Raw genomic sequence first — 20,119 nt, 5'->3', positions numbered from 1 at the left:
AGTTATCGCTCCTTTCGGTATGGATCTATAGTGATCTGGTAGACTGTCTGACGATCAGCCGGGGCACCAGTTGGTTGGGATGCGCAACATTCTGTTCCTGCCGGATCAATTGATCGAGGAGCCGAACGGATTGCGTACCCATATCCCCGGTATCCACCTTGACCGTCGTCAAGGATGGCGAGAACATTGCCGCGAAATCAACGTCATCGAATCCTACCACCGACATCTGCTCGGGAATCCGGACCGATTGCTCCAGCAAAAATTTCATCGCGCCCATGGCAAGCATGTCATTGGTGGCGAAGAGCGCCGTATACCCACCCTCCCGGAATTGCTCCCACTCCCGGTTCATAATCTCGTATCCTTCTGCAAAGGTCGAAGTAGCCGCTGATTGGATTGCCGTATCGGCTTCTTGGATACCAGCCTGCCTGATAGAAGTCATAAATCCCTTTAGGCGCAAATGATGACTGCGATGACTTTGCGGCCCCGCGACAACAAATATTCGCTCATGCCCGGTCTGCGTCAAGAACTCGGCGACCATTCTGCCGCCTTCTTCATCCTGGTTGACGATATGGATAACGCCATCCACATCCGTCGAACCGTTCACCATAACGAATGGGATGCCGAAGCTCGTGATGTGATCAATCACGTTCTGTTGTAGCCGGCTGATGAGAATAAGCCCGTCCACCCGCTTCTCGATCATGAAGTCGGCCGAACGATACGACATATCGTGATCCGTTGTAACGAATATCGAATAATTCAACCGTGCCGCTTCCAACAAGACGGCATCGACGATTTTCCCGTAGAAGGGATGCGAGGCAATCGGAAGTTCACTTCTATATAAGAGCACCCCGATGTTATGTGTTCTTTGCGATACCATAGCCCTAGCGACCGCATTGGGTTTATATTGCAATTCCTCGACTAACCCAAGAACCTTGTCACGCGCTTCCGGACTGGAATAACCATTCCCGGAAATAATCCGCGAAACGGTAGATTTGGATACCCCGGCGCGCCGGGCGATTTCTTTGATGGTCGGATTGTCCACGGTGCACTCCCTTTCATAGCTGTGAGACCGTTCCCATATGGGATCGTTCCCATACGTATAGATTAAGGAGCGGATGTTTCTTCTGCGTTAAACCGAGCCTAAGGAATTGTAAATCCAGCGCTAAAAAGTTCCAGAAAAACGGAAAACCACCGTATCCTGTCATGATTTCGGTGGTTTTGTGTAAAATGTAAATTTATCAACAAGCCAAATGTCCATCCCTTGGACAAATTCGTTTTATATTTTCGTAGCTTGATAAACAAACTTCTGATTGCCGTTTGAAGGTTTTTCCCCATCCACAAAATCAGCGCAAACCGTTACGTCAGAGAAACCAATACCCTCTAGAATCAATTTGAACTCTTCTACCCCGTACCAGCGCATGGCAAAACGTTGTAATTCCGTTTGGATCAATACCCCTTTTCGCCACTTTTCATATTTCAAATAGCTGACACGGTATTGATTGAAGAACAAATCAACTTCCACATTCTTGCCTTCCATCGTAATGAGATCACCATTTGGCAAGTAATAAGTTGCCGTACCGTCCCATCGCCCTAATTCCGAACTGTTGTAATTGTTGTCAGGCAAAAACAGATCAAGGATCAACCTTCCGCCTGGTTCCAAATGTTCATATAGCCGATTTAATACCTGTATCGACTCCTCCCGTTGTTCAATCAACAAAAACGAGCCCCCAGGTATAATGATCGCTTCATACTTATGCGGCAAAGAAAGCTCCTGCAAATTTGCTTGATACAAGTCCGGAGCTAATCCACGTGCTTCGCAGCGATAACGGCAAGAAGCAAGCATTTGCGCGGAATAATCAACCCCGTCGACGATTAATCCTGATTCAAGGAGAGGAATGATCACTCGTCCAGAGCCTACCATGGCCTCCAGAATACGTCCTTTGCAGTGCTTAAGTTTTTCGCGATAATACTCTATATCTCCGCTGAAGGATTGCCCGACTTTTTTAGTAAGGTCATAAACCTCTGTGCAAAGTTCACCATAATAACTGAAAGACATATGTGCTTTTCCTCCGAGGATATGGATTTTAAACAAGTGCATCATCAATACCATATTAGTCGGGAGGAAAATTCTGGACAATGGATTTTTTCCTTATAACTCAACTGTCCAGCTATATGTAATGTACTTTTACGATTCGAGTTAGTTGATCAAAAACCAAGCAGCTTAAAAATAAAAGGCTCCTTAATGTCCTCCGCTTTATAGCAGTTTTTAAAATTTTTTTAAGCAAAAGACTTCGACATGCAGCTCCTGACTCTTCATATATATCCGTACTTACATTTAGATCAATATTCCTGTATTCATTATATTTAGGGCTTTCGTTTTTTATAGACAGGATGTCCGATGCTTTCCAAGACATCGAAAAATCATTCTTATGATTACTCGAATATACCTTTTTCTTCTCGCCGGTCTGGGTTTGTTCAACCTCAACGATATACATTACTCCGCCAGCTGCACCGCCATAATTTAAATAATACGAGCTAGCTTCATATTTACCATCCGGTGATTCTATTGGACCCAGAAATAATGTTGCATTATCAAGGCTCTTGAACTTATATGAATACCTATTATAGCCAATTAACATTAAAATACCGAATATCAGTACAAGGATGATCATATATCTTTTTTTCATGCAGTCCCTCCGTCAACAAACAGCTCGAAGTACGCGCCAAAGTGATTGGTTTCCTTCTATACCTCTTACCTCCTTGCTATCGATAGTGACATACTATAATTTCAACTTCCGTATGTTCAAAAACTTCCGTTATAATTTCTCTTACTTTTCCCCATTGAAGCTTATCAAGCCCGCATCCTATCTGCGGCATAGCAAGCTTGGTTATTCCTTCAGCTAAGCACAGCTCTTTCATTGATACAACAGCCTGGGTAAGAGATTCGTATGTGGGTTTGTGCCAGTATTTCGATTTGGTAATTAGATTCAAGCTCTTCCCACTCTATAGCATTTCCCTATTTCTAATGGATTCTTGTCTGCCATATCTTGAAGAGATTTAAGCTTAAACCGTTTTCTGAACTCAACTGCAATTCCTGCACCCATTTTTGCATCCGCAGAAATGCAATGCGCTAAGTCATAATCCTCCGTCATAGTGAACAGGTCTTTCTTTATTTCTTTGAAATCCACAATATGCCTTCTTCCTTAAAATGAATTCAACTCGGAAACTCAATCATTTAAACTGTTACATCAACGATCCTTCGAATTGCCTTTCGAATAGTAAAATAGAAGATTCACAACGTTAATAAGGATACCGATAGTAGCAACTAAAAGTGGAGCCAAAAGATCAAACCGAATTGTTTTAAAATCGGTGTGTACGGTCAAAACACAATAGGAATAGGTAACATTTTTGATCTCGAAGTTGAAATTATGAATGACATCCAGCAAAGTTTTCAGATTCCCGTACAAGCTTTGGCAAGCAACGAACATTGCAGCAAATAACAAAATATTGGCAACCATTATATTTTTCTGATTTTTATTTCTTTTCATTTATCTCATCCAATCATTTTATTACTGCGTTATTTCCGTGCCCATAAAACGACAGTGATTGCCATTCCAGCAGCCACCGTAACAAAGAAATAGTATCCGCCTCTGGTTTGTACACGGCTCCGATTATCATAAACCTCTGGCTAGATCCCCAATCCCAGCCACTTCTATGTTACCACATACTGGAACAGAACTTACTTTGATTTTCAATAAAAATGGCAGCTGATCCTCTGATCAACTGCCATTTCCACTCTATTTCCTAGCTTTTCAAGTACCTAGCTGCTTCTTCAAAACGAGCAGTTGCTTATACTCTTCATCAAGCCGCGCATACCGGATGTCGGTTGGCTTCAGCATGCTTAGTTCCGCAAGTACAAAAACGATTCGATTCGCAATAACCAGCTTTTCCTCTTCCAATTGCTGTTCGTACTTGTCTCCTGAACCAAGGATACTCTGTGTCCGCTCGCGAAACGCTTCGTAGCCGGATTCAATCCGCTTTATATTGCCATCTTCAAAAACAAGCAGCTTCGTGCAGATCTTATCCATCAGATATCTGTCATGCGAGACTACGATAAGAGTTCCGCGATACTCCGATAATGTCTCTTCAAGCTGCTCGCGGCTTGCCAGATCGAGATGGTTCGTTGGCTCATCCAATATGAGCAAATCTTGCTCGCGCATCATTAGCAGCGACAGCTTGATCCGCGTGCGTTCACCAAGACTTAGCTGAGCGATCGGCTTTTCCAGCATTGACGCATCGAACCCCATATTGGCCAGCAAGGTCCGTGCTTTCCCAATATCGCTCCGGATTTCATGGCTCTCCTGCAAAAGCTCGAGAACGGTTTGCTGCTGATTAAGATCCGATACATCCTGCGTTAAATACGCAACCTTTGCAGTTGGACTAATCCATAGCTGACCGGAGTCTACCGATTTATTGCCTAACAGCATCTGAATAAGCGTCGTTTTCCCGCAGCCGTTAGGTCCTAGCAAACCGATTTTCTCCCCGCGTTGCAAATAAAAGGAGCTATCTTTAAACAAGGAGCGCCTGCCATACGACTTGCTAATCTGCTGTGCTTCCACGATTCGCCGGCCGCGTTTGTCTGGGTGATCCCAGCCGAAGAATACCTTTGCTTCCTCATTAGGCTTCTTCACGCCTTCTATCTCAATCTTTTCCAGGCGATGAATGCGGGATTTGATTTGCTTATCCATGCTTTTGGCTTTACTGCGATAGAATTCCTTCACGCCTGCACGCATCTCAGCCATTTTCCCAACTTTACCGGCTTCGCGATGCGCTTTCTCGGACCAGCTTTTCAACCGCTTGATTTCCGCTTCAATTTTCTGCTCGTATTTCTGCTGTTCTTCATACTGATGCAGTTGACTCTGAAAACGGCGGGACTTTTCCTCCCGATAGAACGTATAATTGCCCGGAAATGACGTCGAAACGCCATCTTGCAGCTCGATAATCCGGTCCACCGTTTGATCGAGAAAATAACGGTCATGCGATATTACAATTGTTGTGCCGTTATACCGTCGTAGCTCTTGAACGAGACAATCGACGCCTTCAAAATCCAAATGATTCGTCGGTTCGTCGAGCAGCAGAATATCCGGTTTGGAGGACAAAATATGGGCAATCGCCAATTTCGTCTTCTCTCCCCCGCTTAATCCCGCTAAACGCGCTCCGTCCCACTCTTTCACCTTTTGCAAGCCGAAATGGCTCGTAGTCTTTAGAAACTGCTCGGTTTCATGGGACTCATCGGAATGGTTCATCATGTTGCTGAAGGTATTAACGGTATACGAAGTCGATTGCAGCAAATAACCGATTCGAAGTTGATCCTTGTGGAAAGTGATCTTACCGTTGTCAGGTAGAATCGTACCAAATATCAGATTGGCGAGCGTTGTTTTGCCTGCCCCGTTCATCCCGACCAAGCCAATCCGCTCTCGGGATGCCAGATCGGCGTCTACGTTCACGAGCACATTCGTGTCGCCAAAGCTTTTTGTAATTCCGCGTAAGGTTAATATTGTCATTCCAATCACCGCTTCAAGTTTAGTTGAACAACTGACAAGGGTTATGATTGTCGAAGAAAAAAAAACCGCAGGACGCGCCTGCGGCTAAGGATATGCGGATATAGAAATAGCGTGAAAACACCCTAAATAGACGCCAATAAATGGCATTCACCAAGGTGGTAGGAGTCCTCTCCAATAGACACACGTATCCTAATCCGCTCCGCGCATAGGCTGAGCTCTTATCGCTTATCGTCATTTTCGAAAATCATGATCGACAGGAAATTAGGTCCACATGATGTCTAATTAGATACCTCCAATAACTTTCAAGTTAACCCATTATAGCATGATAACCTCTCACTCGCATGCCTTTATTTGGAAAATAAAAAAAGGTCCTGAATCCGACATGGGATTATGAAAAGCAATATGCAATTATGGAATGGTCGTTTCAAAAAATGCAAGGTCAATCTTTAGATCTTGAAGCTGTTTTAGGTGAACTTCGGATATATGCTCCAAGAGTATGAGACCTTTGTCCGTTAGAGAAATTAGAGTACTTCTCGCATCATCCGGATTTCGCCGGCGCTTTATAAGTCCGGACTTCTGGCAGCGGGATACTAATCCGACGCAAGCATGATGCGTTATTTGCAATTTCTCTGCCGCCTCCGAAATAGTCGCATAATCACGACCTGGATAACCTTGTATGGCTAGAAGCAGTTGGTGTTGCTGAGGAGTTAAACCCACTTCCTTTGCAACGCTTTCACTAAACTGCATAAATACCCGTAACTTGTATCTGAAGCTAGCCAATCGCTCGTACAAGGATTTTGTAACAACCGGATTTGACATTAATACATGCTCCTCTACATATTTATATCGTAATACGATACATTATCTAAAAGGATAAGCCTGTAGCCAATGAAGGCATTTGGAATCCATTTTAGATTGGGGATGAGTTTATGAAAGCAATGGAGATTTTCAAATCCATTTCAATCGGATTATTAATTGCTGTATTTGCACTTGGTCTTTTACCATTCTTAGTCATTTTTAGTTTAGCAGATATGTACGGCATCACGGAGAATTACGAATGGCTGGAGACATCGTCACTATTGTTCATGTTTCCGAGAAAGAAAAAAGATAAGGAAGAATAGCTGTAAAGCCTTATTTAAAGAAAGCCTACACTCCCTAAATAATATGCCTAAAGTTATTTCAATAATATAGATTTATAAGGCGCATACGGCATTGGCTTTGAAATTGGTAGTTTTTACATCTTAATCTACATTCCCGTCTTTGTTAAAGTGGATAGGACATGTGAAGACGAAGACAGGAGCTTACTTAAATATGAACCTTCTTTCCAAAGCCATTATCGGTTTGCTAGGAGCAACAACGATTGCAGGCGCGATTTATGGCTATAAAGAACATCAGCACTCTAGGCAATGGGAACAGCAACAGTATCGAAACATCTTGTATTTGGTTCAAATGCAATCCATGTACTTGAACGGTTTTGACTATTCACTTGCGGAAGCACTTGCAGCCAACTCTCCTAGCAAGCGTCAAGAGGCAATCGATGAAGCCATTCAGGACTCAGACCTCATCAAAAGCGTACTTACCAACGGATCTGCAATGATCAACTTCCAAGGGTTATATTGGCCAGCCTACGAATCATTTGCAATCGATAGCAGTCGATACCTGCCCTATCCTGCCAGCGAGAAAGGACCGGCGCTCCTTTCGGATCAATTGGAACAAATTAGTCGGATGCGTAAATATGCCCGCACTGCGATGCCTTACATAGATCGAATGAAAGCAAATGGCATCTCTCTCGCCGAAATTCAACGTATCTCGTTAGAGATGGAGACGGCACTCAGCCAACTCAATGGGATTTCAATTTACGGCAATAAAGATTTCAATGACTTCCAGTACAATCTGAATCCTTACACGCCGTCGAAGAAAGGAACTGTGTTTGCAGGCGAGCCGACCTATAAAGCAACGGAACTGGCGGCTAAAGCCAAAATCTTCATGGGCGATAGCTGGAACAAGGGCCCCGGCAAACAATTCGTTCATATGATATCAGGCGGTAGCAGCCCCGATTTGGGAGAGGTCATGGACTTTACGTTATCGGATGCCAACGGAAAAAGGACTAGCCCGTATATCGTTACGCTAAGCAAAAGTGGACACGTCATTCGGGTGACGCGCAGCGACATGCAGAAAGAAATTTCTTCGAAGACGGTAGACATGAAACAAACCGTTGCGCTCGCAGACGAATGGATGAAACGTTGGTCCGATGACCGCCTGACACTCGTAATGAAAGAGAAATCGACTACCTCGATTCAACTCGTGTATATTCCAGTCCGAGAGCAAGTCCCTATTACGCAAATGAAGGTTGTATGGAAATTCGATGCGCAAACGGGCGATCTGATGAATTTTGATGCATCCAACTATTTTAAAGATTACAATAAAAGTTTTCCTCTTCATCCCAAGCTTACAGCGGAGCAAGCTGCCGCGGCAATCAGTCCGAACTTGCGAGCGACCGGCTCGCCTATACTCGAAATTCACGAGAGCAAGCTCGTGTATAAAATACCCGTGTCTGGCGTAGAGGGCATTGCGCTTGTATACATCAATTCACTTACTGGCGGCACGGAAAATATCGCTTATACTCCGTAAATCAATCATTCATAAAACTGTAGTCTATTCTCAACTCAACATTATAAACACCTCTGTGCGCCAACCGGAATAAGCTTAACGATAGGCATCTATCCCATATGCGCTTATATCACAGGATAGGCGCACAAAGGAGTGTTCAGGTTGGTTGAAAAGGCATCTCACTATTTTGCCCGCGGCAATACGGCACACGGAGCTCATATTCTGTATAAATCAGCTTTCCGAGGGCTTGATCGAATTCTCGTCCTAATGGGTCCCCGTGGTACAGGTAAATCCACAATCATTCGTAAATTAGCCGATAGTCTGTTGGACAGCGGGCAGCAGGTGCAATGCTTTCATTCCCCGCTTCGACCTGATGAGCTGGACGGTATTATTGCAACCGAATTAAAGGTAGGCATTGTTGACGGGCAAGCTTGCGACTGGAACATAGAGGGCGGAGCAGGTGCAGTGATTGAGATCGATTTCGGCGTGGCACTCGATAGCAGAAATTTTTCCACGAATGCTATTGATATAATCGAAGAGCTTAAAGAAAAGCTAAGTGCTGCTTATTCCAAAGCCTATGAATCTTTTGCAACCGCCCTGCGAATTCATGATGAATGGGAAAAATTTTATATCGAAAGCATGGAATTCGATAAGGCCGATAAAGTCACGCAGGAATTGATTGAGGAATTGTACGCTGGTCATGAAATCGGAACGCCAACCATTGGACGCCATTTGTTTTTCGGCGCAGCGACTCCGAAGGGTGCTTTTGATTTTATTCAAAGCTTGACGGCTCCATTAAACAGGAGAATCTTTATCAAGGGAAGACCGGGTTCCGGTAAATCCACGCTTTTGAAAAAACTTGCGGCAACGGCCGAGAAGAATGGCATCGAAGTTCAACTGTTTCATTGCGGTTTTGATCCAAACAGTCTGGATATGCTGATCTTCCCGAAACTTAGCACAGCTATATTCGACAGTACCGCTCCTCATGAATACTTTCCGGACCGGGACGGGGATGAGATCTTGGATATGTATGAACGTACGATGATCCCAGGAACGGATGAAACGTATGCAGCGGAAATAGCGGAAATTAAAGAACGTTATTCGGCGAAAATGAAGGAAGCCACCTCCCATTTGGCGGCAGCGGAATCCATAGATTCACAGATTAAATTGTTTTACACGGCTGCGACGAATTTTTCAATTATTGAGAAACTACGCCTTCAGCTGCAGTCGGAACTAATGAACCACAGCCTATAGCAACAGGTGAAAATCGTTTAGGCCATCCTTTCGGAATGGCCTATTTCGTCGTTATTCTAGCTTTCCTCAATCGTATACATTCAAATGCGCTTTTGCTAGCTCAAGCATCGGTGAGGTTATGGAATCAAATTTTTCACGTTCAATTAATGGAATCCATGCAATTTCTATGATATCAAGGTTATCTTGGTTATCATTATCGAGATACAATTCTCCCCCAACAACTTCTCCTATGAAGCTAAACTTCTCGTTTCCCTCGTGTAACAATGCCTTCAATTGAATATCGAATCCCGTCTCTTCATGAACTTCCCGTATACACGCTTGTTCGGGACTCTCTCCTTCTTCAATTCCGCCCCCAGGAAAATTCCAAACGATATCTCCCCGTTCAACGTATTGTTTAACCATAAGCACAGAGTCATTTTGTATAATAATGGCTTCGGCAATCAATAAAATAACACCCTCTTCTCGTTCAACTTCATAGTAGGCGTTCCTGTAGGCAAAAACTCATAGAGCTTAGGCTTATCGGCCATTCGAATGATTTTGCCATATGTAAATTCACTCATATTTGCACCTCTCTAAACGGTTCGTCAATCCCAAACCTTAGGCCGTTTTACCCCGGCTGTTCTTAAATAATCTAAAAGTTGACCTGAATGGACTGCTTCGTGGTATGCAATTCTCATAAGCATGTCTCCTAATGATCGAATGTACCCTACGTCTTTTCTATCAATCTGGATTCTTGATAGATCCTCTTCCGTATAAGATTTTACTGTATTCATAAATTCATTTCGATAAGTTTCTGAAAAGCGGAGTTCATCTTTGAGCGTTGTAAAAGCACGAGCCTCATAGGGGGATTCATAAGAGGTTAGACTTCCTTCATTCAACAAAGCCAGATGGTAATAATGTTCGCTTTCCAGGACATGGCGGATCATCTCTTTCATGCTCAGCGCTTCCGAATCCGGTCTCCAGTCCAATAACGCATCCGGAATACTCCCCCAAATAATCAGGCTTCTGCGTCTAACTTCGCTTAAATTCTGTACTATAGCTTCTATAGCGTTCATCGTTGCTTCCTTTCGACTTCAATATTTTTTTACATTATATCAGAACTTACGTTCGCAACACATCTAAAAATATTAGAATTACATGGAATTTTCTTATCGCAACTAAAAACAGACGGACTATTTTCGAGCTTTTACTTGTGAAAGCTTGCTAATTCAAGGCGGAATTAAGCCTATCGTCAGGATGCGATAACAGTCGAGACAATCCCTTAAGACTATGAACCCATACCTCATAAAATGGCACCCGGGCGATGTCCTACCATCGCCTCAATTCGTGAAAGCGTGTTCAAAATCGATTTGGATGCGTCTATAATGTTTCGTAAGACGAACGCGTCTCAAGCATTCAAAGAGTGGTGGTGATGCTGCCGCAGTACCAAAATGCCGCAATGGGAGGCCGAAAACGATGACTAAATACCGAGCATTAGTAACGTGTTTATTGCTTCTGGTTATCATGATTAGCGGATGTTCGAGCGGGACCTCATCTAACAGCAGTACGAAAACGCTTACCCTTTGGTACTGGAACCGGAGTCTGGACGATAACTTGATCCACGAGGTCCAGAAGCAGTTTCCGGGAATTCGCATCAACGCCCAGAAAATCGGGGGCGACTTCAAATCCAAGCTGAAAACGACTCTCGCCGCCGGCAAAGGCGGCCCGGATATCGTCGCCTTTAACGACTGGGTCACCGAGCTGTTCCCAAGCGCCGACCGCTTCTACAATTTGTACGAGCTCGGAGCGAAGGACATCGAGGGGGACTATCTCGACTGGAAATGGCAGCTTGGGGTTACGCCGAAGGGCGAAATGATCGCCATGCCGATTGACACTGGTCCAACAGCTTTATTTTACCGAGAGGACTTGTTCGAACAAGCGGGGCTGCCAACCGACCCGGAAGAGGTTCATCGGATGATGGGCACTTGGGATGACTACTTCGCCGCAGGCGAAAAGCTTCAGAAGGCGCTTGGCGGCAAGGTGAAGCTGCTTGACAATATCGGACAGGTGTATAACCAAGTCAACGCGCAGTCGGATAAAATTTATTTTGATAAAAACGAAAACTTCATTGGCGAGGATCCCTCCTCTTCCATGAAAAAGGCGTGGGATCTCGCGGTAAAAGCCTCGCAGATGGACTTGCTTGCCAATACAGGCACCTTCTCCACCGAGTGGAACGCGGCGATGAACAACGGCAAGATTGCCTCCTTCGTGGGAGCCGTATGGAGTAAACAAATTCTGATGGACGCGGCTCCGGATACGGCGGGCAAGTGGCGCGTCGCGAGAGCTCCGGGCGGAGACGGCAATAACGGCGGCTCTTTCCTTGCCATTATGAAAACGAGCAAATACCCGAAGGAGTCCTTCGAGGTGATGAAATGGCTGCTGAATTCAGAGAATCAGGTGACAAGCTTCAAGGAGCTCAACCTGTTCCCTTCCGCCTCCAAGGCGCTCGATTCGGATGCCATGAAGATGAAAGAGGAGTTTTTCGGCGGTCAAGCTACGGGTGAGATTTTTACGGAGTCCGCCCGCAACGTGAAACCCTCGTATTTCGGAACGAAATACTCCAACCTAAACGGAATCGTAAACCGAGAGCTGTCATCGGTTGCCCTTGAAGGCAAAAGCCCGGATAAGGCTTGGAATGACGCGCTTTCCAGAGTAAAAAAGGAGCTGCTGCGTTAAAGAATCATACCATCCCGGCAATGGAGGTAGAATCTGATGGCTCAACCCTTACAGAACCGAACTCAATTCGATAGCGGAAGCTCCATGCAGCTCTCGGAGCGGAAGCAAGGTTTAGCGTCTGAAATATGGAAGCACCGGAAACAATATCTGGCCATTTCTCCCTTTTACATCTTGTTTGCCGTCTTTGGCTTATTCCCCATACTATTCTCGATGTATCTTTCTTTCCAGAGATGGGACGGCATCGGCGTGATGACCTATAACGGTCTTAACAATTATCAATTTATGGTCACCGATCCCGAGTTCTGGAAAGCGGTAGGCAATACGCTCCTGATCTGGATCTATTCGTCCATTCCAATGCTGTTTTTCGCGCTTATCATCGCGTTTTTGCTGAATGCGTCGTTCACGAGGTTCCGCACCTTCTTCCGCATCGGTTATTTCTTGCCGAACGTCACATCGCTTGTAGCGGTTGCCATTGTGTTCAGCACGGTATTCTCCAATAATTACGGGCTGCTGAACTATTTCCTGTCCCTCTTCGGACTTTCCCCCGTGGAATGGCTGAACAAAACCTGGGGCATTCAGCTGGCCGTATCCGTCATGGTCATCTGGCGCTGGGTCGGATACAATGCCATCATTTATTTGGCGGGACTCCAGAGCATTCCTACCGTTCTCTATGAGGCGGCCAAAATTGACGGAGCCACGGGCATCCAGTCCTTCTTCCGCATTACGATCCCGAACTTGCGGCCAATTATTCTTTTCACCGTCATTACGTCCACCATCGGAGGCATGCAGATCTTCACCGAATCGCAAGTGCTCGTCGGTAACGACGGCGGCGTCAGCGGCGGGGGGCTGACCATCGTTCTCTACCTGTACCGGGAGGCATTTGTGAACAATTACTTCGGCTACGGTTCCGCCGTAGGCTGGGGCATGTTCATATTGATAGCCCTCTTCTCGGTCTTCAACTGGCGGATCGTTCAGGGCGGCGGTGCCAAAGATGAATAAACGGGGTGATACGCATGGTTAAAAGGAAATCTGCCATCCTGCTCTATCTCGGGCTTATTATTGGACTTGTCGTTTCCGTCTTTCCTTTTTACTGGCTGGCCGTGATGGCCACGCGTACGACGGCGGAAATATACAGCTTCCCTCCAAAGTTTTGGTTCGGGACGCATTTTATAAGCAACATAACGCGGGTGTTCGATAACGTTGATTTCTTTGGCGCGTTTCTCAACTCGCTTTTCGTGGCCTCCTGCAGCACCTTGCTGGTGTTGTTCTTCGATTCCCTGGCCGGCTTTACGTTCGCTAAATTCAGTTTCCCGGGCAAAAAGTGGCTGTTTGTCCTTCTGCTCGCAACGATGATGGCGCCGTCGCAGCTCTCGCTCGTTCCTTCCTTCGTCATTATGGCGAAGTTCGGGTGGGTAGGCTCCTTCAAGGCGCTGATTATTCCCGGTATGGCCAATGCGTTCGGCATTTTCTGGATTCGCCAATACGCGCAGGAAGCCGTTCCATCCGAGCTGCTGGATGCCGGACGGATCGACGGCTGCGGTTACTTTCGTCTCTACTGGAACGTCGCCATACCTATCCTTCGCCCGGCGTTATCTTTCCTGGGGGCATTTACTTTCATCGGCTCCTGGAACGATTATCTCTGGCCGCTGATCATCCTTAATGATGAAAGCAAATTTACGCTGCAGGTGGCGCTCTCCTCTCTGAACGGAATTTACGTGACCGATTATGCGATGGTCGTCGCGGGCACGCTGCTGGCGGTAATCCCGCTCATCGTCTTGTTCCTGTTTGTCAGCAAGCAGTTTATTTCCGACATCGCTGCCGGCGCGATCAAAAGCTGAACATGCCCGTCTGGAGAACACAAAGAGCTATCCAAGAAGCAGACGCTTCGAGGATAGCTCTTTTTCGTTCCTTCGCGTAAACCTGCTGCTACCGGTGAATAATCGAAGTCCGGTGGCTTCCGCCCGCGATTTCGTTTATCAACTTATGCAGGGCGGCGTTCAAGTTGGCGCCAAAATGTCCCTCTCTCAAGAAAACGATCAGATCCGCCTTCCCAATAACGCCGTCCGCGTCAAAATCGGCCCTGGGATCATAATGAAGCTGACCTCGCTCCGTTCCGTACGAACGCAGGAATTCGATCGCATCCAGCCAATCGATCTGGCCATTGCCGTCGAGGTCAGCCGTTGGCACAGGATCCGTGCCTGGGTCTGTGCCTGGATCCGTGCCTGGATCCGTACCAGGATCCGTGCCTGGGTCCGTGCCTGGATCCGTGCCTGGATCCGTGCCTGGGTCCGTTCCTGGATCCGTACCCGGCACCTCGTACCAAGCGGTGCCGAGATAGACCTGCCACCCGTCCTTCCATTGCATCTTCGCTTTATCCGTGACGATCCGCTCGGATGGCAGCCTGCCATCCTCTTGCAGACGACTCAGCCAAATACCGCCGTCATAGGTGTAAGCGGCTTCGCCAGCAGCCGAAAGAGCAACGAAATGGCTGTCGGCAGTGCTGGTCGGCGTCAACCGCTCATTCTCTCCGGCAGGCGACCGCAGCCATAGCTGCTTCTGACCGGCCTCCGTATATACCGTATAGGCAATCCAGCCGCCTGCCGTCAGGTAATCCCCCGTCACGGTAGATGCGCCAACAAGCTCCTCCGTAACGCCATCCCGATCGATAATAAGCTTGGAGCTGTTCGTCGATTGGTCATCCCGTGCATAGAGCAGCACGCCGCCGTCCATGACCGGTGAGCGGTAGGTGAACCCGTCGTTTGGCGTAATTTGCGCAGCCGCGCCCTCCGCGTACCGGAATAGCTTGCCCTCTCGCGCAAACACAAGCGTGCCCTGATCGTCAAGCGCATAATCGAATCGGTCGGTGAAGCCGACGGAGACCGTTTCACCGGATGCGGTGTTCGCAAGCATCAGCTCGCGAAGTCCTCCTCCCGGAGCATGGTAGGCAGCCCAGTCTCCACTCACGCGAATATCATCCCCCGCAAGGGATTGCAGCTGGCCGTTGCGCCATACGAAACGCGAATAGGTACCCAGCGGGTCGAGACCTTTCCGATAATAGCCGTCGGGCAAGTCTAAGCCGGTTGCATCAAACGCGCTACCCATAGCGCCTCCAGGGATTAGCCGTACGTTCATCTGCGTCTGTTCCGCTACGAGCAGCGGCAGCGTCTCCACTTCGTTTGTATCCCTGTGGTGAATGCGCAGACGATGATCGTAGGCATTCCATAGCAACGTGCGCGAAGCGTCCGTATCCAGCACAAGGCCCGCTTCCTTCGAGACGGTCGTCAGGTTCGAGACGTTCTCGACGTAGATCGGATACGACTGCGTGCTGGTCAACCCGCTGGAGTCGGTCGCGCTGAGCTGTATGGTAGCCGGCTGACCGAGCCATTGCTCCGCGGAAATCGTCTCGGCAAGCGTATTCGTGCCGGATAGCAATAACTTTCCGTTGATGCTAAGCTTCAGGCTGCTGCAGCCCGATCCGGGATTATCGTCGGTACAAGAAACGTTGACCGCCAGATTCGGGTCAGCGACTTCGAACGGAAGCGGCGCAGCGGGATGAATCACGGGATTTTGGTTGTGCTTAAGCGTGATGGCGGTCGGAGCGCTGGAAATGCCATCGACGTCAACCGCGGAAAGCGTCAAGGTGAAATTCCCCCAAGGAAGCGAAGAGACATCGACCCAGCCGGTGTATTCGCAGGACGATCCGCAGACGCTAGCCTGCTTCGTTAAGCTGACCGCCGGCAGGCTTGCCGCCGTGGCCTTTGTTTCGGCAATGGGCACCTGAGAATTGACCGTAACGCGGACAAAGATGCGATTTTGCACGAAGGAATCGGCCACCGGACTCGTTACCACAAGTCGCGGTACCGAAGCGGCGCGGGCTGGCTGGACATGAATATAGACGAGGCCGAGAAGCAGCAGGACGGCCATCGCCGCTTTCGCGAGCTGCCGTCTATGATTGATCCTGGTGTTCGAATTCATCATTTTTTGACTTTTCCTCCTTATCGTTCGGAACATCGTCCCGTATGTAAAGCAGCGCAAACGAAGGCTTGAAAAACAGGTAAACTTTTCCTTTTGCTTGCGCAAGATTATTATGCCTGTCCGATCATGGCCCGTACATAGGGAGATGCCCCTATATAGAAGGACTATTTTACAGGGCCTAAATCGTCACGGCAGCGGGACTATTCGGATACACGAAATAGCGACATAATTCGACAGTTGGTTTAAATAATGAAAAACTGCCCGGAAATCATTTATGTATCTAACTTCCTATAAAAATAAAAAAGCCGCAGTTTATGCGACTTATCTATTACTGGTTTTTCATTTTATCCAGCGTTTCCAGGTACAGCACTTGAAGAAATTTCTTGATGTTTACTTTGCGCTTCTCCTGCGGGCATTTCTCGTCGATTTCTCTCATTTTGAGACGCACGTCTTCGAAATCGAAATAAAGCGGTGCGTAATGCTCGAACTTTGGATGGCTGTAATCCGTGAGCCCAATGCTTGCCAAGTTGGATAAAGCGGCAATGACCGTCCGGCGGACGCGCTGTTCGACCGCCTTCCCTTCCTTTTCCATATCGCAGCCCTCCGGCTTGCTCGCCCGTGCTCCAACCTCGTACAATAATTTCAGTGACGGGAAGCCGCCGCCTTGCTGCCGCCCAATCAACCACGACGTCATCTCGATGATGTCGTGACTTCCGCTCTCCCCGACGATACCCATGTCCATTAAGATCATCCGCATGGTCTCTTTGGCATCATGCTTCTTCCGGGTCCCCGCGGGCTCTGAATTCAGGTCATCCAGCTTTGCGATTGACTGTTTGATTTCCTTCAGATAACGGGCCATTCGCCATTGCTCGCTTACTTTGCCAAGCACGGCTTTTACTTCCACCCGGTTAATCGGCTTCTGGATATAAAATTCAATGCCCGCTTGGTACGCTTTGCTGATCATTTCTTTGTTCTCGATCTGCGAGATCATGACGTACTTGCCCCCGTAACCTTCCTGCTTCAGCCGCGCAATCGTTTCGATTCCGTCCTGGTCCGGCATCAATAGATCAATGACCACAACATCGGGGTTCTCGTCCAGTACAAGCCGCTTCCCTTCAACGCCGCCCGACGCCATTCCCAGCACCTCCCCCACGCCGCCTTTCTCGATAATGGTCTGCAGCATACGCCTGCTGACCGCATCGTCGTCGACAATACAGAATGATAGCATTGCGCCTACACTCCCTTCTTCAACTTAACGGTCGGAAAGGCCGCGACAAACGTGGTTTCAGCTTCCCGTCCCGGTTCCATAAGGAGGAGTCTGCCCCTGAACGAGCCAACGATATCGCGAACATGCGAGAGGCCGATGCCCGTCGCAGCGACGCCTTCCTGATTGAATTTGGTCGTAAATCCGGGCTCAAACACCATTTCTTTATCCTGTTCGGCAATTCCCGTTCCCGTATCGCTGACGATAAACATGGTTTCGCCTTCGCGTTCGCTTACGCGGATGCGAATCGTTCCTAGCCGCTCAATTGCTTCGACCGAGTTGGCGGCCAAATTGTTGAGTACGGTGATTAGCGGTATGTAGTGAGCTGTCAGGTAATCAATCCCGACTTCCTTCTCGATCCGGACCTCTTTTTTCAGCATCCGGCTGTATTCGCCGTTCGACTTCATCACAAGCTCAACAATCTCAGCCAAGGTCATTTCCGGGGCGCTCTCCAAGTCTGCCAGCTTCATCAGTCCCGCAAGAATTCGCTGCGAATCCTTCTTCACCTCGTGAATCTGCTGGGTAATCTCGAGAACGGACCGGCCGTAGTCGTTTAGCCCTTCTTTGTTCAGTAGACCGTACAGATCATGGCTCTTTGCGGTAATCCGTTCGATTACATCCATCGATTTGCGCAAATAGAATACCTCGCCATAGAGCCCGCTGCCGACATTGATCATTTGTTCGATCCGTTTTTGCTGTTCGGCGTGAACGCTCCGCATTTGGTGTACGGCGATGCTGCTGTAGATGCCCGTCGTAAAATAGCTGCGCACCACGGCGATGACCGGAATCAACAGCCACTGATTGGTTTGAAAATACGGCAATCCGAAAGCGACGCTTCGCATCAGCAGCTCCGCTTCATTGGAGACAAAGTCGATGAGGGACACGCACGCGCCGAGAATAAGAGGATTCAATTGATGCAATCTGCGTTGAATGAGAGCCATTCCGGCCGCGAAGACGATGTAATAGAGCATGGCGGAGAAGTGCGTCTTCAAGCTGCCGAGAAGATAGAAAGCCCCGGGAGAGGCTGCTCCGTCAAAAGATACCCGAAACAGCAGTACCGTCGCGCCTGCGGCAAGTCCCGTCCGCAAATAAGGCAGATGGCTCATCAACAGAAGCAAGAACAGAAAGGCGCTGCTGCCAAGACCGATGCGAAAGACCTCTCCGCTGAACGGGTTGATTTTGAATTCCCCGGCAACCGCAACGACGATGGCGACGACGGTCATTTGCATGCTTTCGGATTTGTACCAATTTGTAATGGTTATAGGAATGACCCCCATCGGGATCTAAAGTCCGAGGATGCTTAGCCCCATTTATTTTCCAGGCGCCTAGCCGCAAGCGACAGCGCATAGTTAATTGCGAAATATAAGACGGCCACGAGTGCAAGAATGGGAAGGGTATAATTGAAATTTTGCGCGATGACGATCTTGGAATTATGCATCAGCTCAGGCAGGGATATGACGATGGCTAGCGACGTGTCCTTGAGAAGGGAGATGAACTGGCTTACGATTGGCGGAACCATGCGCCTCAATCCTTGCGGGAGCACGATATGCCACACCGTTTGCGTATAGGTGAGACCCGACGAACGGGCTGCTTCGACCTGGCCTTTCGGGATGGAGCTTAGTCCGCTGCGCACGATTTCCGAGATCATGGCAGCTTCGAATACCGCCAGACCAACAATGGCCGAGCTCATGACCCCCAGCTTGAGACCGACGTCCGGCATCGCGAAGTAAGTGAAAAACAAGATCAGCAGCAGCGGCAAATTGCGGATAAACTCGACGATTACGCCGAGGATGCGGGATACGACCGGAATTCTCATATAACGAAGCGTTCCGGTGATGCTGCCCAGCACGAAGCTCAGCACGATCGCGATGAAAGCAACCCAGAGCGTGATGCCGAAGCCTTTTATGATGAAGATGAGATTATGGTATGAAAAAGCGCCAGCAATGTCCATCCGCCGATCCTCCTAAAAGTTATTCGCGAATTTTGCGGTTCACGGTGTTCAGTGGCGTAAAAACGAACTCTAACCGTTCTTTGCTAACCTTCGCTCTAGCTGCAGCGCCGCTAAGCTCAAAGGAATGGTAAGAACGAGATACAGCGCCGCAACAAAGAGGTAAGTATCAAAGGTCGCGTACGTCTTGCTCGCCACCTGATCGCCGTAATACATCAAGTCGAATCCTGCGAAGACGCCAAGAACAGACGAGTTTTTCACGAGGTTTATGAATTGATTGCTGAGCGGCGGAATGACGATTTTAATGGCTTGCGGAAGCACGACATGCCGCATCGTCTGCATGTATGTCAATCCCGAAGCTCTGGCCGCCTCCGTCTGTCCGGCCGGAATGCTCATAATGCCCGCCCGGATCGCTTCGGCAACGAAGGAAGCCGTATATACCGTTAGTCCGACCGTGCCGCATATAAATCCGCTTAATGTCACGCCGACCGATGGCAAGCCGTAATAAAACACGAAGACGACTAGCAAAAGCGGTATATTCCGAACAAACTCGACGTAAGCCGTCCCGATCCACCTGAGCGGCTTGACGGACGAAATGCGGAATACGGCGATGATCGTCCCTAGAGCGAAGCTGCCGAGTAATGCAATGACGCTCGCCCAGACCGTGTTGCCAAACCCTTTCATGTAAATTTCGAAATTGTCTGTGAAAATCGCTATGTCCGGCATGCTACTCCCTCCCTCTATTCTTGATATGCAGAGGATGGGTGGCGATTGGCCACCCATCCTCTT

20 protein-coding genes are annotated in these 20,119 nt (G+C 48.1%); 6 read left to right on the top strand and 14 right to left on the bottom strand.

Annotation, left to right across the window (positions count from 1 at the left end):
- Positions 1 to 25: 25 nt before the first annotated feature.
- The 7 genes from ACR9FF_RS14405 to ACR9FF_RS14375 all read right to left on the bottom strand — a co-directional run bounded on the left by ACR9FF_RS14405 (position 26) and on the right by ACR9FF_RS14375 (position 6,383).
- Positions 26 to 1,042: a LacI family DNA-binding transcriptional regulator gene (locus ACR9FF_RS14405; RefSeq protein ID WP_435171852.1), complete on the bottom strand. Its 1,017-nt coding sequence runs from the start codon at positions 1,040 to 1,042 to the stop codon at positions 26 to 28.
- 234 nt (positions 1,043 to 1,276) lie between these two features.
- Positions 1,277 to 2,056 carry a class I SAM-dependent methyltransferase gene (locus ACR9FF_RS14400; RefSeq protein ID WP_435171851.1) on the bottom strand — a complete coding sequence of 260 codons (780 nt, stop codon included), beginning with the start codon at positions 2,054 to 2,056 and terminating at the stop codon, positions 1,277 to 1,279.
- A gap of 112 nt (positions 2,057 to 2,168) precedes the next feature.
- Positions 2,169 to 2,687 (bottom strand): DUF5412 family protein, encoded by a 519-nt coding sequence (locus tag ACR9FF_RS14395; protein ID WP_435171850.1) that lies wholly within the window; start codon positions 2,685 to 2,687, stop codon positions 2,169 to 2,171.
- Positions 2,688 to 2,763: 76 nt separating this feature from the next.
- Positions 2,764 to 2,919, bottom strand: a complete 156-nt coding sequence (locus ACR9FF_RS14390; RefSeq protein ID WP_435171849.1) for a hypothetical protein — start codon at positions 2,917 to 2,919, stop codon at positions 2,764 to 2,766.
- A gap of 68 nt (positions 2,920 to 2,987) precedes the next feature.
- Positions 2,988 to 3,188 carry a hypothetical protein gene (locus tag ACR9FF_RS14385; RefSeq protein ID WP_435171848.1) on the bottom strand — a complete coding sequence of 67 codons (201 nt, stop codon included), beginning with the start codon at positions 3,186 to 3,188 and terminating at the stop codon, positions 2,988 to 2,990.
- Between the two features lie 624 nt (positions 3,189 to 3,812).
- Positions 3,813 to 5,564 (bottom strand): ribosomal protection-like ABC-F family protein, encoded by a 1,752-nt coding sequence (abc-f, locus tag ACR9FF_RS14380; RefSeq protein WP_435171847.1) that lies wholly within the window; start codon positions 5,562 to 5,564, stop codon positions 3,813 to 3,815.
- A 408-nt stretch (positions 5,565 to 5,972) separates the two neighbouring features.
- Complete coding sequence (locus ACR9FF_RS14375) at positions 5,973 to 6,383, bottom strand: MarR family winged helix-turn-helix transcriptional regulator (RefSeq protein WP_435171846.1); 411 nt, start codon at positions 6,381 to 6,383, stop codon at positions 5,973 to 5,975.
- 110 nt (positions 6,384 to 6,493) lie between these two features.
- Here ACR9FF_RS14375 and ACR9FF_RS14370 point away from each other — a divergent pair, with 110 nt between their 5' ends.
- The 3 genes from ACR9FF_RS14370 (at position 6,494) to ACR9FF_RS14360 (ending at position 9,428) form a co-directional block, all read left to right on the top strand.
- Positions 6,494 to 6,685: a hypothetical protein gene (locus ACR9FF_RS14370; protein WP_435171845.1), complete on the top strand. Its 192-nt coding sequence runs from the start codon at positions 6,494 to 6,496 to the stop codon at positions 6,683 to 6,685.
- 160 nt (positions 6,686 to 6,845) lie between these two features.
- Positions 6,846 to 8,195 carry a hypothetical protein gene (locus tag ACR9FF_RS14365; RefSeq protein ID WP_435171844.1) on the top strand — a complete coding sequence of 450 codons (1,350 nt, stop codon included), beginning with the start codon at positions 6,846 to 6,848 and terminating at the stop codon, positions 8,193 to 8,195.
- 141 nt (positions 8,196 to 8,336) lie between these two features.
- Positions 8,337 to 9,428 carry a PRK06851 family protein gene (locus ACR9FF_RS14360; protein ID WP_435171843.1) on the top strand — a complete coding sequence of 364 codons (1,092 nt, stop codon included), beginning with the start codon at positions 8,337 to 8,339 and terminating at the stop codon, positions 9,426 to 9,428.
- A 66-nt stretch (positions 9,429 to 9,494) separates the two neighbouring features.
- Here ACR9FF_RS14360 and ACR9FF_RS14355 read toward each other — a convergent pair whose 3' ends face one another.
- Both ACR9FF_RS14355 and ACR9FF_RS14350 read right to left on the bottom strand, forming a co-directional pair.
- On the bottom strand, positions 9,495 to 9,872 hold the full coding sequence (locus ACR9FF_RS14355; protein ID WP_201005100.1) for an NUDIX hydrolase: 378 nt from the start codon (positions 9,870 to 9,872) through the stop codon (positions 9,495 to 9,497).
- A 140-nt stretch (positions 9,873 to 10,012) separates the two neighbouring features.
- Positions 10,013 to 10,483 carry a DinB family protein gene (locus tag ACR9FF_RS14350; RefSeq protein WP_435171842.1) on the bottom strand — a complete coding sequence of 157 codons (471 nt, stop codon included), beginning with the start codon at positions 10,481 to 10,483 and terminating at the stop codon, positions 10,013 to 10,015.
- 400 nt (positions 10,484 to 10,883) lie between these two features.
- On the opposite strand from ACR9FF_RS14350, the gene ACR9FF_RS14345 reads away from it, so the two are divergent.
- From ACR9FF_RS14345 to ACR9FF_RS14335, 3 genes are read left to right on the top strand one after another with little or no spacing between them, the layout of a single operon-like run.
- Positions 10,884 to 12,143, top strand: coding sequence for an ABC transporter substrate-binding protein (locus tag ACR9FF_RS14345; protein WP_435171841.1), 1,260 nt, complete (start codon positions 10,884 to 10,886; stop codon positions 12,141 to 12,143).
- 36 nt (positions 12,144 to 12,179) lie between these two features.
- Positions 12,180 to 13,142, top strand: coding sequence for a carbohydrate ABC transporter permease (locus ACR9FF_RS14340; protein ID WP_435171840.1), 963 nt, complete (start codon positions 12,180 to 12,182; stop codon positions 13,140 to 13,142).
- A 14-nt stretch (positions 13,143 to 13,156) separates the two neighbouring features.
- Positions 13,157 to 13,981 carry a carbohydrate ABC transporter permease gene (locus tag ACR9FF_RS14335; RefSeq protein WP_201005097.1) on the top strand — a complete coding sequence of 275 codons (825 nt, stop codon included), beginning with the start codon at positions 13,157 to 13,159 and terminating at the stop codon, positions 13,979 to 13,981.
- Between the two features lie 88 nt (positions 13,982 to 14,069).
- On the opposite strand, the gene ACR9FF_RS14330 is transcribed toward ACR9FF_RS14335, so the two are convergent.
- The 5 genes from ACR9FF_RS14330 to ACR9FF_RS14310 form a co-directional block, all read right to left on the bottom strand.
- The gene (locus ACR9FF_RS14330) at positions 14,070 to 16,121 is read right to left on the bottom strand and encodes a hypothetical protein (RefSeq protein WP_435171839.1); all 2,052 of its coding nucleotides are present in this window, start codon (positions 16,119 to 16,121) and stop codon (positions 14,070 to 14,072) included.
- Positions 16,122 to 16,446: 325 nt separating this feature from the next.
- The gene (locus tag ACR9FF_RS14325) at positions 16,447 to 17,346 is read right to left on the bottom strand and encodes a response regulator (protein WP_435171838.1); all 900 of its coding nucleotides are present in this window, start codon (positions 17,344 to 17,346) and stop codon (positions 16,447 to 16,449) included.
- 5 nt (positions 17,347 to 17,351) lie between these two features.
- Entirely contained in the window at positions 17,352 to 18,605 is a 1,254-nt protein-coding gene (locus tag ACR9FF_RS14320; RefSeq protein WP_435171837.1) for an ATP-binding protein, read from the bottom strand.
- A 77-nt stretch (positions 18,606 to 18,682) separates the two neighbouring features.
- Positions 18,683 to 19,333 (bottom strand): amino acid ABC transporter permease, encoded by a 651-nt coding sequence (locus tag ACR9FF_RS14315; protein ID WP_127492081.1) that lies wholly within the window; start codon positions 19,331 to 19,333, stop codon positions 18,683 to 18,685.
- A gap of 69 nt (positions 19,334 to 19,402) precedes the next feature.
- Positions 19,403 to 20,056 (bottom strand): amino acid ABC transporter permease, encoded by a 654-nt coding sequence (locus ACR9FF_RS14310; RefSeq protein WP_317979376.1) that lies wholly within the window; start codon positions 20,054 to 20,056, stop codon positions 19,403 to 19,405.
- Positions 20,057 to 20,119 lie beyond the last annotated feature (63 nt).

The sequence above is a fragment of the Paenibacillus glycanilyticus genome (assembly GCF_051200795.1).
Lineage (GTDB): Bacteria > Bacillota > Bacilli > Paenibacillales > Paenibacillaceae > Pristimantibacillus > Pristimantibacillus glycanilyticus.
Note: the sequence above shows the minus strand (reverse complement) of the source record. Positions and strands in the feature narration are given on the sequence as shown.